The sequence below is a fragment of the Vibrio sp. 1CM23M genome, assembly GCF_023161755.1.
Taxonomy (GTDB): domain Bacteria; phylum Pseudomonadota; class Gammaproteobacteria; order Enterobacterales; family Vibrionaceae; genus Vibrio; species Vibrio coralliirubri.
Genome location: NZ_JALNTR010000001.1, coordinates 1 through 13,445 on the forward strand (window position 1 = coordinate 1; position 13,445 = coordinate 13,445).

Here is a 13,445-nt window from a genome sequence, read left to right on the forward strand (position 1 = left end):
TGGAGGCGCCTCCCGGAGTCGAACCGAGGTCCACGGATTTGCAATCCGCTGCATAGCCACTCTGCCAAGGCGCCTTTTTAATTCAACACTTTAGGGACTTAAGTAAGCCGCACCGCTGTGTTCGGGTGCCTACTTTACGGATTGAGGGGAGATAGTCAAACAAAAAAGTGAATTTAAATTCCGTTTGCTGACATTTAAATCAAATTGCTGCATGTTCGATCTCTTCAATCAAAAAACACACAGCAAAATCGAGTTAAACAAAATGTTCTAACGCTACCACTTCTTCATGAAACGACCGACAAGACTCGGATGATACGCCCAGCAGTGGTCAAACATCGTCATAAGTTGAGGGTTACCATACTTAGAAAGACTAACCGCATGAAAACGGTTTTTGTGTTCTTTCAACTTTTCAACCTGAGCAATCATTTCGTCAGATTGTTTCGGTGCAATAAAGTCTGAAAGTACGATTAAATCGGCATTCTTGTATTTATCACCCGTCATCAAGTCAATCGACTTCATGAGAACAGGTTCTAAATCCGTACCGCCGTGGAATGAGTAACTTAGGAAGTCGCTAGCTTCACGTAGGCCATCTTGCCTTGTTAACTCATAGGTAATCTGCTCAGAAGAGAACAGAATCACGTAGCAGTCTCTCTCTTCTGCAAGAGCAATTTGCATTAAGGCATAAGCCATTGCTTTAGCAGACTGCTCAGGGAAACCACTCATAGAGCCCGAAGCGTCGACACAGACGATAAACGGGCCCTTTTCAATATCAATGTTCTTGCTATCTGGTTTTTGCGCTTTCACTTTCCGTAACGTGCGTGATTTACCTTGCGAGCGATAGCTAAGTAAGCGCTTGTCGGCCAAATGCTTGTAAAAGATAACCTCAAGTTCAGGATAAGCTAAGAACATGGTTTCGTTTGGCAGCATCTTGTTGAGGTCATCACTTTCATGAATCCCGACAATATCATCGACCGCTTCATCGCTTTTCTCTTCAACCATCTGCAATTCTTCTACAGGGGCTTTGTGTAGCGAAGGATCATCTTCCTCACCAGCCATACGGCCTAGCTTTTCAGCGATCTCTTGCAAGCCCTTGTGCTTATTCAAGAACTCAGCATGACGCTTCATGATGGTAAGGTCTGTTTTGCTTAATTTGGCAGAAGCCATGTCCCACAAGCGCCCTACACTGCCTTCATCACCCGACTCAGTCACTTTGTCCATGTTTTTCATAGTTTCCATGCGCTGATAAAGATCGGCTAAGACTTTTTCTTTACTTGTTTCAAGTTCGGTTACTTGAGCTTGCTTAATCGCATCAGAAAGTGATTGGTACCATTGGTCGCAAAAGTAGTGTGGAAACATCGCGTTATAAACGCCCTTGTTGTTCTCCATAAGGCGTCGAGCTTGTAGATAAAACGCGGAATGCCACTCCAGCTTTTTGATAACGCTGTCAATCTCATCAAAGAACTGAGGTTCATCCCAGTAAATCACTTCTTGATAAAGGGCGATTTCCTCTTGGAATCGATCAGTTTCACACACCTTGGTGACGCGTTTTTTTACTTTACCGCGCCATTTGACTAAGTGGTTTTTCACGGATGTTTTCACACCTTTGTTCTCTGCAGCCATCATGACTTGAGAACGAGCGATGAGATCATTCATCGCGGTATCAATGATTCCGGAATCAGCTACCATCAAAGCGAGGTTTAAGCCGTCTGCTCCTAACATATGCTCTCCTCTTACTCGAAGTACTGGCTCATAAACTTAATACGCTGAGCGATCTTGGCACTCTTCACTTTCGTGGTTTCAAGATCTTGCGTTACCGATTGCAAACTTGCTTCCATCGCTTTTGGTAAATCAGGGTCAATATAGTTATGAGGTAATGCATCATGGAATTCAGTACGAACGCGTTTTAACTTGAATTCAGCTTCAGTTAACTGTTCTAAGGCTTTCTCAGCGCCACTCAACCACTTGTTGTACAGTTCTTGGTCTAAACCGTCAGTAGTAACCACACTCACCAATACAGAGCGATTGGCGATGTCTTTAATCACTAATTGGTTTGATGCATCCAAGTCGAGTTTTAAACGGCATAGGTTTTTATTTTCGTTTACGTAACCGTAAATATCACCGTGACCTTCTTTAAGCACACGATCAAAATCGTCTTTGGCTACGTATACCCAACGGCTATCGCCTTTCTCAGATTCAGACACCGACATGTTGCTTTGCAGCATAACCAGTTTCACTAGATTGTAAGCACTGCCCACGCTGTACATTTTCGCGTTCTTAATATCATTCTGGTAAACGTCTTTACGCAACAAGCCACTGGTTGACTCCATAGAAAGCGATACCGACAACGTTGATTCAACATCGTCTTGAATCTCTTCTAACTCTTCACGAGACATTTCAATTTGAGCTTTCGACTCTTGTTGATCAAACGCTCGGTTCAATGCAAAGTCTTTCACCACGCTACGAACCACATCACGTGATTCTGGGCTATGCCACAAACAATCTTGCAGAAGCATGATATCTAGCGGGTTCACGCTATCGCGACCACTAAAGAACGCACTCGCTTTCAATAGTTTAACGGCCTTCTTCCAGCGTCTGTCTGATACATACAATTCTGACTCTGAGGCAGAGCCTTGCTTCTTAACCGTCTCTTCAAGCATGGTTTTTAGTTCAAACAACTTATCAAACGAATTGTCTGTCAGTTCCAGCTTATCGAGCTCTTTCTGCCATTGATGGTATTCAATGTCCGTAATCGCCAAACCTTTTGGAATTGCCGCTTCTTGAGAAGTACCCGTCGTCAGCATCGATTTGAAGTTTTGTTTGTTTTGAATACGGTTCACGAACACGCGTACCAACATACGGTCATAAAGTGCTTCCAAGCCGCTGTCTTCATCTGGAAGTTCGTTGGATGCCGACACGAGTAGACGCATCGGTACACGTTCAATATCGCTGCCGTTTTTGAAAGTCTTTTCGTTAACGACAGTAAGCAGCGTGTTTAGGATTGCAGGGCCGGCTTTCCAGATCTCATCAAGAAATACGACTTGTGCGGTTGGTAGGTAACCCTCGGTCAGTCTTACGTAACGACCGTTGTCTTTTAATTCTTGGATACTTAGTGGGCCGAACACTTCCTCGGGAGTAGAGAAACGAGTCATCAAATATTCAAAGTAACTACTGTTGTCAAAAGCCTGAATGAGACGTTTAGCGATAAGGCTTTTTGCGATGCCCGGAGGGCCTAATAGAAACACACTTTCACCAGCCAAAGCAGCCAGTAAACAAAGTTTAATCGTGTCTTCTCTTTCATAGACACCATCAGAGAGAGCATGCGCTAATTTATTGATTCTTTCAGAGAGTAGCGCCTTGTCAGCATGTGAAGAAATAGAAGGGTTCATGCGTTACTCCGAAAATCTTTGAACAGTTGAGAGTGTAGAATTGTTTTTATACATTTGTTAGCACTTTGTTACAAGTGTATTTTATTATTGAGTTGCATTTATATCAGATGGTTACGTCGGTAATTTTGGCGCAATCATAGATTCCAATTATGAGAGTAACATCACGAACGGCGTGAAACTAAATCTAATGCGAAACCTAATTTTTCTTTTATTTTCGACACCATAGACGTTATGGTGGTGCACGTCTTCCGTTATACGAAAAATTGGCAAGGAATGTGGCCAGACTGCATGAGTAAAGTTATCCATAAATGGAAAAGCATTTCTCTCATAGAAGAGAACGTGACGCTCCCTACGAACGTCGTGGTAAAACATACAACAATCAACCACCCTGGCGCGGCAGTTATTCTTCCTATCACTTCGTCTGGAAAAATCATCCTCATAAACCAGTTTCGCCCTTCTCTTAAAAAATGGCTTTTAGAACTACCCGCAGGCACGATGGAAATAGATGAGACACCTCTTCAATGTGCCCAACGAGAGCTAGAAGAAGAAACAGGTTACAGTGCAACTTCTTTTCAAAGCTTAGGGCAAGTCACCCCTTTAGCTGGCTTCTGTGATGAGATACAACATCTGTTTGTCGCGAAAGACTTAAGCCTCACTACCCGCTTTGAATGCGATGAAGATGAAGTAATAGAAGTGATCGAACTGAGTTTAGAAGAACTGCACGATAAAATACGACACGATCAAATCACCGATACCAAAACTATCGCTTGTTTAAGCAAAGCCCAATTATGTGGCCATCTATAGCCAATTATATGGCTACCTAAAGTACTCTAGGAGAGAAACATGGACTTTCGTTCTGATACCGTAACTAAACCTTCGCAAGCTATGCGTGACGCAATGGTAAACGCAGAAGTGGGCGATGATGTTTATGGCGATGACCCAACCGTCAACGAGCTAGAACAGTGGACAGCAAATGAAACGGGCTTTGAAGCGGCAATGTTCACCTCTTCAGGTACGCAAGCCAACCTACTTGGTTTGATGGCGCACTGTGAGCGTGGTGATGAGTACCTATGTGGCCAACAGGCGCACAACTATAAGTACGAAGCTGGCGGAGCTGCGGTACTTGGTTCAATCCAACCTCAACCAATCGAGAACAACCCAGACGGGACTTTAGACTTTAAAAAGCTTGCCGCTGCGATTAAGCCCGACGACAGCCACTTTGCTCGTACCAAGCTTCTTAGTTTAGAAAACACGATCAATGGTAAAGTCCTGCCAATGTCTTATCTAGCGGAAGCACGTGAGTTCGTAAACCAACACGGACTTCAAATGCACCTAGATGGCGCGCGCGTCTATAACGCCGCAGTCGCATTAGACGTGCACATCAAAGAGATCGCACAACACTTCGACTCTATGACGATTTGTTTATCAAAAGGTTTAGGCGCTCCAATCGGCTCACTACTTCTTGGCAGCAAAGAATACATCGCCAAAGCACGTCGACTGCGTAAAATGGTCGGCGGTGGTATGCGCCAAGCAGGTATTCTTGCCGCTGCAGGTAAAATGGCGCTGACGGAGAACGTTACTCAACTTAAAGCGGACCATGAGAACGCAAAAAACCTAGCGATTGGTTTAAGCAAACTAGAAGGTTTTTCGGTTAACCCTGATTTCATTCAAACCAACATTGTATTTGCGAAGTTAGATGAGTCCGTGGATATCAACCGAATCGCTCGCGAGCTGAGCGAACAAGGCTTTACGATGTCACCAGGGAACCCAGTGCGCTTTGTTACCCATAGAGACATCAGTTCAGAAGACATCGCGACTTTCCTAACTAAGTTGGAAAATGCGCTTTAACTCTTTTAATGAGATTAACCTCTACCGTAATTAAGACTAAAGCTTCCTGTGAGAAGCTTTAGTCTTTCAAAAAATTCATTCAACAATTCCACAGTAAATCATCTTCTCGACACAGACGAGTTTTCTAATAAGCACACTAAATTGACTGGAACAGAACGCGATCTCGTTTTGGCCTATATGAATACCTTCTAAGAATCATTCCCCACATTTCAGCATTCTATTACCGCTCAAGTTTGACTTGCATTAATGAAATAGAACATTGAATGGTCGCTGAAGATAAATAATTCAGCTCCAACAGTTAATTTTTTAATCAACACGCATGCGGTAATTAGAAACAGATTACATCATTCCTAATTATACTTCTGTAAACATCTAATTTTAATTGATAAATTGCCACCAGCTTAGGTAATCACTCTCCGTTAATAAAATTTTCAATTACACATTCATATTAAAATCAAATTACAAAATCCTTATTTACTTAATAATACTGTCAATTTTAAGACACCAAAAACAGTGGCTCATCGGAAAGTTCAATACAAATCATCATCGGTAGACCATAACCCTAATTTTATCAATTAAATAAAAAGCCCTCGTAAACCAGAATCTTCAACGGAAAACACCTATCTAATTGAATGTAATATTATTATCTAATTCTTCAGCCTCTACTCCTCAAGTTAAAATCATACTAAAACTCATACTTCTCTTAAATAATAAACTTTTTTTACTACTTCACCATTTTTTAAAGCACATATAGTTTTCAAAGTTAAGCAACAAGTTACATTCAATCGCTGAGAGGTGAAATTATGGTTAGAGTATTTAGGACCCTTCATAACTTCATCGTCTACATGTTTATTTTTAGTATGTCATTCTCATTATATGTTGGTGCTAATAGCTTAACGTTAGGAATTAGCGGTCAGATCAAAGATCGATGCGAAATAAACTTTTTTTCTGGCAATATTATGAATTTTACAGAACACCGTGATGCGCAATCGTTGCCTTTTAATATCTATTGTAACCGTCCGTTGGGTATAACGATCAACTCAAAACATGGAGGCTTAAAATATCAACATCAAGGGGTTGATATTATTGAGAGTTACAATTTGTCATTACAAATAGACGAAATTCGTCTTTATGAAAATAGGCACAGCAGCCAACTTACTTCACCAGTAATGATAGACAGTTCTGGTGTTATTCCGTTCTCTCAACATGGGAGTCTTAGGGTAGCACTCGAAAATAGCTTGCGTTTCGCAGGTTATTATCAAGACGTTATTGAGATCGAAGTTTACCCTTCGATTCATAGCGTGACAAAGTGAAAACTCTGCAATGTATCTGCAGAACAACATACGCTCAGCAGTATTCGAGCCAATCATTTAAGATAAAGGAATTTCTAATGAAAAAGCTAACACTCTACGCAGCAACAGTCACAGCTATTTTTGGTGCTCAAGTCCAAGCCGCTCCTGGTGATGTCCAGTTAGTTGGATTTGTTTCACCTGTATGTGAGGTTACTGGTCTTTCAACGCAACTGATGGACTTTGGTAACGTATCTCAAATTCAAAACCTTTCTGTTAGTGGCCTTAACATGAAGTGTAATGACGTCGATGGTGCAACGGTAACACTGACAAGTGCTGAAGGTGGTCTAGAGTCAGACGATAGCGAAGACTACGCTCTTACATATGATGCAACATTCAACCCGTCAGGCTTAGCTCCTTTCACGCTTAATGCACCAGGGGGCCCAGGTCTAAATGACGTTTCAGTCAGTAACTCTTATGGTGGTTCTGGGGCATTAGCTACTGGTGTTGCCGCAAGCATTGATATTGTTACAACAGAAACCTCGCCGTGGGCAGGTGGTTACTCAGATACATTAACCGTAAATATCACCTCGAATTAGAGGCTAACAAGTCGGGGGCTTTTGTTCAGCCTCCGACTTAATCTCAGTCTCAACGACATAAGTTTAATTTGGAGCTCTTCGCTATGTATAAATGGATCATGCATAAATGGATCGTTCTTTTCCTATTGTCATTCACTTGTTTGTCCGCTCATGCGTTCAAAGTAGAACCGATGTCTATGGAAATGACACCGCTTGGCAAAAGAGCTCAAATGACCATGAGGGTTGAGAACTCATCTCAAGAACCACTCACGGTTGAGCTTTCTCCGGTCTACATGACAATGGACAATTATGGCAAAGAGACCACCACTCCTGCGGATGACGAGTTACTAGTGATTCCAGTGACCGCAATAATAGAACCTGGACGATCGCAATCCATTATGGTGCGGTATTTGGGCGATCCTTCAATCACAGAATCTAAAGCGTATCGCATTGCTGTTAAGCAAGTAAAAGTTCAAAGAGCGAGCAGTAATCAAGGGCAAGTAAGCCTTTTGCTACAGTTTAATACGCTTATCAACGTGCGACCTCAGAACACAACTTCCCAGCTTGAAATTAAAAGCATCGAGCAAAATGACAAAAAGAACAAATGGGTTCTTGAAGTACTTAACAGTGGTAATAGTTATGGTCGATTAACCAATACAACATGGAAGGTATCTGATGGTAAAAATTCAACCTATTTAAAAGGCGTAGAAATCGCTAAACGTATTCCGGGTACTTTGGTCCTTCCCTACTCCACGCGTTTTTTTGAAATGCAGCCTCTTAAAAATTATGACGTAAACACCCTATCGATTGAAATAGAGCAGGATCAATAGTAATGAGACGTTATATTTGGGGAGCGCTCATTTCTTGCTTTCTGTGCACACAAGCGTTTGGCATAACACTGTTTCCAACCGTCATTGAGCTCAATACCGATCACAGGGCAGCATCTCAACTGGTTGTGACTAACAACTCAACACAAGCTCTCCCACTTGAAGCTAACGTTCGTCGTTTGAACTTCTTATCAGATGGCACGTTCGAGACATCTGATCTAGCGAGTGAAGAGATGTTTGTGTTTCCACCAGCCGCGATGTTAGCACCCGGAGAACGTCAAGTATTCCGTATACAATGGTTGGGAAACAGAACACTCGAAACCTCTCAAAGTTATTTCATTCGTTTCAGTACCGTGAATATTGGACAGAACAACGCGAGAATAGATAAGCCCATCGGTTTAACCACCGGTATCAATTTGCAAGTTCACTACAATGCGTTGTTGCACATTCACTCATCCTCGTTAGAACCTGACGTGAAATTGCACGTAGATAAACAAGGCAAGCTAACACTTACTAATTCAGGGTCACGATTTACCTATACATCGTTACTTCATTTTACGGGGCTCGAATCTCAGAGCCAAAAAGTACATGCGGCTTTAGGTGAGCAATTTATTCCACCACACTCCACTATTACTTTTCCTTCTTCTTTAAATTACTTACCAATGGGCACTTACCATGGGCATGAAAACTGAAACCCATCACAAGATGTGGCGAGTTTTGTATGTCTTGGGATTAGTACTTCTATATTGTGCCGCCTTAAGCCCTGCAGCTTGGGGCCAGGAAATGGTCTTGAATCCAACAGGGCGAGATATTCAACTTACCTCTTTACTGAGGATAAGTGACACCATACTGGGGGAAGCGGACATTATCATTACCGCAAACAACGAGATCTTGTTACCGAAGGAAAGTACGCTTTCTCTCCTTTCTTCCGTCGTAACTCATGAAGGTATTGCGAGACTCAATGACACGACAGACGATGAGATGCTGTCTCAGCATCATTTTGAGAGCGTAGGATTAGATCTGAGTTTCGATTTCTCATCATTAGAATGCATCGTGACGGTACCACCTGAATTTAGCTTAACCCAACAACTGTCTATGAACGGCGCAGATGATTTTTATAACTATGCCGAACCAAGTTTATTAAGTGGGTACGTTAACTTTGCCCTTTCGGCCAATGAGACCCAATATGTGAACCAGAATTCGTCAAGGCAAGATCTCTATCGCGGTCAATTCGACTCCGCACTTAACATTGGTTTTCTAAACTTTGAGTACGAATCCTATTTAGAAAACAGCTCGTCACAAGATTCGCGATACGTAAGAGAAGGATCTCGTCTTAATATTGACTTTGCAGAACAAGGCACACGACTTGTCCTCGGCGATATGTACAACAGTGGTCAATCTTTTCAGGACAGTACCGACATACTTGGTATTGGGTTAACGCGAGATTTCACACTCATTCCAACCAGAAATGCACGACCACGAGCCAATCAATCATTCACCCTTCAAAGGGCATCAAATGTCGATGTCTATATAGATGGGATCGCAGTCCAACGATTAACCCTCGGCGCTGGTAGCTATAACCTTAGTGATATCCCCCTGGCGCAAGGTAGCAATGATATTGCACTCGTCATCACCGACCGCTCCGGGAATGAAGAACGTATCGAGTTTTCTATTGCAACCGGTAACGACTTGCTCAATAGCGGTGAGTTTGAATATAGCATCATGTATGGAGCGCCTTCTGAATTACAAAATGGACAACTAGAGTACCTAACCGACGAGCGTATTTTCCATGGTTATATTGATGTGGGTATTAGCCCTTGGTTAACGTTGGGTACGAACTTTCAAACCCGTGAAGATCTTTATCAATATGGTGCCACCGCGTTACTCGCTTCTATATGGGGCGTCACTGAACTCACTGCCTCTCGTAGCGAACACCCTACATTTGGAACTGGCTACGCTTACAAATTTGCATTCGACGCGGAGTTTTCCAATACCAACACTCTGTCCCCACAACTGAGTTTTAGTTATGAATATCTGGCCAACAATTTTACTGGGGTCTCAGGGTTTGATGCTTCCGATATCGATATCAACTTAACCACTCATTATGTGTCTGCATTCAGCTCCATTTACCTTGGTCAGTCTTTACGTGCCGCCATGACCCTCAATTACCGATCAGGAATAGACAAAGAGAACGATTATTGGCTGATTAGCCCGAGTTTATCGGACGGACTGTTTGATACTCCCGCTACCTGGAGTGCACGCGTTAACTATCGACATAACGCAAGCGAAGACGATGACATCAGCACGACTGTCACCATAAGTTGGCCTCTTAGTCGACAAACTCGTGTTGTCGGTCGTTACACCACAGAGCTCAATGAAGCCGCCTTAGATTACAGCTATCAGAATAATATTGGTAACACAGGAGGGGTGTCGGCGTTTGCGAGTGTTATTACTAACGAAGAGACGGATGCCGATATGGATGCTGGGATTAACTACACGGCCAACCGTTATGAATTGAATGCGACCCACGCTTCGCGGCTTGAAGAAATTAGTGGTGAAACACGAAACCACAGTACCGACGTAACTGTTACTAGTTCACTTGCTTTTGCAGGTTCATCTGTGGCAGTCGGCAGACCAGTACGCGAAGCGTTTGCGATTGTCACTAAACATAAGAGTCTGAAAGAGAATGACGTGGCTATCGATCCCACAAGGGACGGTGAGTACGCACGCGTTTATCTTAAAGGAGATGCAAGTGCTATGGTCCCAGACCTTGTTGCTTACAATGGCCAAGTAATCAGTTACGAGGTCGATAACTTGCCGCCAGGGTATGACTTAGGTGATGGCGCTTTTTGGATTAAGCCGGGTTATAAACGGGGCTTCCAACTCCAGATTGGATCTGATGCTGTATTAACCGTTATTGGCAAGCTATTCGATCGTCAAAGTAACAACCCTATTTCACTTGTCGCTGGTGTAGCACATTACCTTGGTGAGGCAAAACAGTTGCCCATTGACTTCTTTACCAATCGTAACGGCATATTTGCAATCTCTGGATTAAAGCCAGGTAAATATCAATTGGTACTAGACACTAAAGAACAAGAGTCAGTCATCATTTCCCTTAGTGAACGCAGTGACAACTTGATAAGACTTGGAGATGTGTATGTTGAATAAACAAGTACTTTTGGGATCCCTGTTCCTCATCGCCATAAACCATCTACCTTATGCATTTGCGTGTGAAGCTAATGCGTTGACTATTCAACCCGTCTCATCTAAATCGCAATATGATGTTTTTAGCGCAGGCTCATTCGCAACAATTAACACTTACCGAATAGATGCGAACATAATTGGCGAACCATGCGAGTTAAGCTTAATTTTGCAGCTTAACGATACCAGTCGATCGTTAAAAGGGTCGAGCCAAGACAAACTCAACTTTGAGTGGTCAGGGCAGATTGGCATGCCGGTGGCTAATCAATGGCACTTATCATTAACCGATAGCCACCCTTCAGCAACGATACAAATGCGATTTCCGAGCAAGCAATGGTTAGCGTCAGGAACCTACCGAGGGCTTTTAGAAGTTTCGCCTTCTTATACCTCTAATAGTAAACAAGTAGAAATTAGCCCTAGCTCCATCCCGGTATCGGTTAACGTTCCGCCTGCTGCGAAAATTCATTTTTATGGATTAACCCAACAACATTATGACCTTGATCTAGGGACATTATATTCAAACAAGATTATTCGCTCTGCACCTAACCTATGGGTTCAAAGCAATACAGCTTATACCATCGTATTCGAATCATCCCATCAAGGAGTGCTACGTCATGAATCTAATGAGACTAAGTGGGATATTCCATACCAACTTTCCCTCGATAGCGACAGAATAAACCTTGAGCAACTGGATGCGAGAATTCAACGTCTTTCCGCTACGATTGGTCAACCTATTCCTTTGAATTTTGTCATTGGTGAAACAGAGAACAAACCAGGAGGGAAATATGACGATATATTACAAATTTCTATTGAACCTCGACTTTCACAGCAACCATAATTATGCAATTATGTAAAAATTAAGCCGCAGAGCTCAATTTTATAAAGCACAACGTCATAGAATCAAAACTTGATTTACCAGGCTCGGGATAAGTTATGCATAGAAATAATTTAAAGCACATGCTCCTAATTGGTGACAACGGTATTAACAACCAGTTTATTCAGCGCGAAATAGAAAAATACAGTGATTTTTCTTTTAGCAGAGAATGCATGACAAGCATTGAGCGTTCGAGTAACCATAAGACTTTCGATGTCGTCCTTATTAGCTACTTACTATTGGTAAATATCGAAGATATCAACATCATTTTATCAAAAATAGAATCAAATAAATGGGTAGTCTACGATGTTCCTGCTGACATTACCGGACAAAGTATTACCGTAATGCAACTATTCAACTTGTTTAATATAAAAGGAATCATCTATCAGGACGCTCCTATTGATCACCTTACCCGTTGTTTAAAAACAGTGTGTGACGACGATTTGTGGCTACCGAGAAAGTTAATGTCACATATTCTATCTAATAGACACGATTACACTTTCAAGTCGAAAGTAATACTATCTAGCCTTACGAAAAGAGAGGTTCAAATATTTAAGCGCGTGATTAGAGGCGATTCAAATTTAGAAATTTCAAACGAACTATTTATTTCAGAAAGTACGGTAAAGACGCACGTATACAATATATATAAAAAAATAAATGTCACAAACCGCAAAGAAGCGATAAGAAAAGCATATTTTATCAATAGTTTAGAGACTATTATACAACCTGATATGAAGCTCAAAGTATAAACACAATACAAAGATAATAGTAAATTAGAGTTACCAACAAGCACTATGGCAGTTGAGGAAAGTCCCCTTTCAAAGCTTGGTCCAAATTACCCGCTAACAAGTTTCTGCTCTGAGATCGAACATCTGAGCATCACAAAAACTTAAGTCTCACGACACATTTCGACTCTATGACTCACAGCTTTCAAAAAGCTTAGCTGCTCCCATTTGCGCACGACTCTCCTAGTAAGCTGCAAAAATTCACTCTAAACCATATGTAATTGCTCATCTATAGCAAATAGAACTTGAGCTTCCCCTTAAGGTAAGCTTTATAATCATGTTTTTACCGGAGCAAAAACGTGCATTACCCATCCTTAGCTTTAATATTACTCGCTTTTTCCTCTAGCCTTCATGCCTCTGATTTTGGCGACCCTGAACTAGGTAAAGTGAAATCACCAAGCTGCGTTTTTTGTCATAACCCCAACAGCCCTTCGACTGACAACTCCTATCCCAAGCTTTCTGGTCAAGATCCAACCTATCTCTTTAATGCAATGAAATCGTATCAAAACGGGGAAAGACAAGGCGACTACGCAGATATGATGCGAGCACAACTAAGTAAGCTCAATGATCAAGACTTGAGAGATATAGCGGCTTTTTACGCTTCACAAGATTAGTGGCTCCCACCTTCAATAGGTCAATCATCAGCTAAATAAACAT

12 protein-coding genes and 1 tRNA gene are annotated in these 13,445 nt (G+C 42.0%); 10 read left to right on the forward strand and 3 right to left on the reverse strand.

The annotated features are described in order from the left end of the window. The 3 genes from MSG35_RS00005 to MSG35_RS00015 form a co-directional block, all read right to left on the reverse strand. Positions 1–74: transfer RNA gene (locus MSG35_RS00005), tRNA-Cys, on the reverse strand. A gap of 199 nt (positions 75–273) precedes the next feature. After that, positions 274–1,719 (reverse strand): ATPase RavA stimulator ViaA, encoded by a 1,446-nt coding sequence (gene viaA / locus MSG35_RS00010; protein ID WP_017070584.1) that lies wholly within the window; start codon positions 1,717–1,719, stop codon positions 274–276. An 11-nt stretch (positions 1,720–1,730) separates the two neighbouring features. Further along, complete coding sequence (locus tag MSG35_RS00015; RefSeq protein WP_248382385.1) at positions 1,731–3,386, reverse strand: ATPase RavA domain-containing protein; 1,656 nt, start codon at positions 3,384–3,386, stop codon at positions 1,731–1,733. A 288-nt stretch (positions 3,387–3,674) separates the two neighbouring features. Between MSG35_RS00015 and MSG35_RS00020 the strand changes: the two genes are divergently transcribed. From MSG35_RS00020 to MSG35_RS00065, 10 genes are all read left to right on the forward strand, one after another. After that, on the forward strand, positions 3,675–4,190 hold the full coding sequence (locus tag MSG35_RS00020; protein WP_050620708.1) for an NUDIX hydrolase: 516 nt from the start codon (positions 3,675–3,677) through the stop codon (positions 4,188–4,190). Positions 4,191–4,229: 39 nt separating this feature from the next. Further along, the gene (gene ltaE / locus MSG35_RS00025; RefSeq protein ID WP_248382386.1) at positions 4,230–5,234 is read left to right on the forward strand and encodes a low-specificity L-threonine aldolase; all 1,005 of its coding nucleotides are present in this window, start codon (positions 4,230–4,232) and stop codon (positions 5,232–5,234) included. Between the two features lie 788 nt (positions 5,235–6,022). Continuing rightward, on the forward strand, positions 6,023–6,547 hold the full coding sequence (locus MSG35_RS00030; RefSeq protein ID WP_248383216.1) for a hypothetical protein: 525 nt from the start codon (positions 6,023–6,025) through the stop codon (positions 6,545–6,547). Between the two features lie 77 nt (positions 6,548–6,624). Then, the gene (locus tag MSG35_RS00035) at positions 6,625–7,122 is read left to right on the forward strand and encodes a hypothetical protein (RefSeq protein WP_017080976.1); all 498 of its coding nucleotides are present in this window, start codon (positions 6,625–6,627) and stop codon (positions 7,120–7,122) included. An 83-nt stretch (positions 7,123–7,205) separates the two neighbouring features. Next, a complete protein-coding gene (locus MSG35_RS00040; RefSeq protein WP_248382387.1) occupies positions 7,206–7,931 on the forward strand; it encodes a molecular chaperone in 726 nt (241 codons plus the stop codon). 2 nt (positions 7,932–7,933) lie between these two features. After that, the gene (locus tag MSG35_RS00045) at positions 7,934–8,620 is read left to right on the forward strand and encodes a molecular chaperone (protein WP_248382388.1); all 687 of its coding nucleotides are present in this window, start codon (positions 7,934–7,936) and stop codon (positions 8,618–8,620) included. 91 nt (positions 8,621–8,711) lie between these two features. Next, positions 8,712–11,096 carry a fimbria/pilus outer membrane usher protein gene (locus tag MSG35_RS00050; RefSeq protein ID WP_248383218.1) on the forward strand — a complete coding sequence of 795 codons (2,385 nt, stop codon included), beginning with the start codon at positions 8,712–8,714 and terminating at the stop codon, positions 11,094–11,096. Then, positions 11,086–11,967 (forward strand): hypothetical protein, encoded by an 882-nt coding sequence (locus tag MSG35_RS00055; protein ID WP_248382389.1) that lies wholly within the window; start codon positions 11,086–11,088, stop codon positions 11,965–11,967. The genes MSG35_RS00050 and MSG35_RS00055 overlap by 11 nt, the downstream gene beginning before the upstream one ends. Positions 11,968–12,062: 95 nt before the next feature. Then, entirely contained in the window at positions 12,063–12,752 is a 690-nt protein-coding gene (locus MSG35_RS00060) for a response regulator transcription factor (RefSeq protein ID WP_248382390.1), read from the forward strand. A gap of 335 nt (positions 12,753–13,087) precedes the next feature. Then, positions 13,088–13,402 (forward strand): cytochrome c, encoded by a 315-nt coding sequence (locus MSG35_RS00065; protein WP_248382391.1) that lies wholly within the window; start codon positions 13,088–13,090, stop codon positions 13,400–13,402. Positions 13,403–13,445: the final 43 nt, after the last annotated feature.

Excerpts from the sequence above, each read along its gene's own strand:
- viaA (WP_017070584.1), bottom strand. The coding sequence starts at position 1,719 with ATGTTAGGAGCAGACGGCTTAAACCTCGCTTTGATGGTAGCTGATTCC.
- MSG35_RS00015 (WP_248382385.1), bottom strand. The coding sequence starts at position 3,386 with ATGAACCCTTCTATTTCTTCACATGCTGACAAGGCGCTACTCTCTGAA.
- MSG35_RS00020 (WP_050620708.1), top strand. The coding sequence starts at position 3,675 with ATGAGTAAAGTTATCCATAAATGGAAAAGCATTTCTCTCATAGAAGAG.
- ltaE (WP_248382386.1), top strand. The coding sequence starts at position 4,230 with ATGGACTTTCGTTCTGATACCGTAACTAAACCTTCGCAAGCTATGCGT.
- MSG35_RS00035 (WP_017080976.1), top strand. The coding sequence starts at position 6,625 with ATGAAAAAGCTAACACTCTACGCAGCAACAGTCACAGCTATTTTTGGT.
- MSG35_RS00040 (WP_248382387.1), top strand. The coding sequence starts at position 7,206 with ATGTATAAATGGATCATGCATAAATGGATCGTTCTTTTCCTATTGTCA.
- MSG35_RS00045 (WP_248382388.1), top strand. The coding sequence starts at position 7,934 with ATGAGACGTTATATTTGGGGAGCGCTCATTTCTTGCTTTCTGTGCACA.
- MSG35_RS00050 (WP_248383218.1), top strand. The coding sequence starts at position 8,712 with ATGGTCTTGAATCCAACAGGGCGAGATATTCAACTTACCTCTTTACTG.
- MSG35_RS00055 (WP_248382389.1), top strand. The coding sequence starts at position 11,086 with ATGTTGAATAAACAAGTACTTTTGGGATCCCTGTTCCTCATCGCCATA.
- MSG35_RS00060 (WP_248382390.1), top strand. The coding sequence starts at position 12,063 with ATGCATAGAAATAATTTAAAGCACATGCTCCTAATTGGTGACAACGGT.